This is a genomic window from Pseudomonas sp. QS1027, assembly GCF_002814235.1.
Classification (GTDB): domain Bacteria; phylum Pseudomonadota; class Gammaproteobacteria; order Pseudomonadales; family Pseudomonadaceae; genus Aquipseudomonas.
Window position 1 is genome coordinate 1 of the sequence record NZ_PHSU01000060.1, and the last position, 215, is coordinate 215.

The following is a 215-nucleotide window of genomic DNA, read 5'->3' on the forward strand; positions in this document are numbered from 1 at the left end:
CGAAATTGGGTCTGTAGCTCAGTTGGTTAGAGCGCACCCCTGATAAGGGTGAGGTCGGCAGTTCGAATCTGCCCAGACCCACCAATTTTGTGTGGGAAAAGCCTGTAGAAATACGGGGCCATAGCTCAGCTGGGAGAGCGCCTGCCTTGCACGCAGGAGGTCAACGGTTCGATCCCGTTTGGCTCCACCACTTACTGCTGTTTCTGTTGTTAGAG

At 54.4% G+C, this 215-nt stretch carries 2 tRNA genes; both read left to right on the forward strand.

Going from position 1 to position 215, the window contains the following annotated elements:
- Positions 1-7: 7 nt before the first annotated feature.
- A tRNA-Ile gene (locus CWE01_RS33130) sits at positions 8-84 on the forward strand.
- Positions 85-114: 30 nt separating this feature from the next.
- Positions 115-190 (forward strand) — tRNA-Ala (locus CWE01_RS33135).
- Positions 191-215 lie beyond the last annotated feature (25 nt).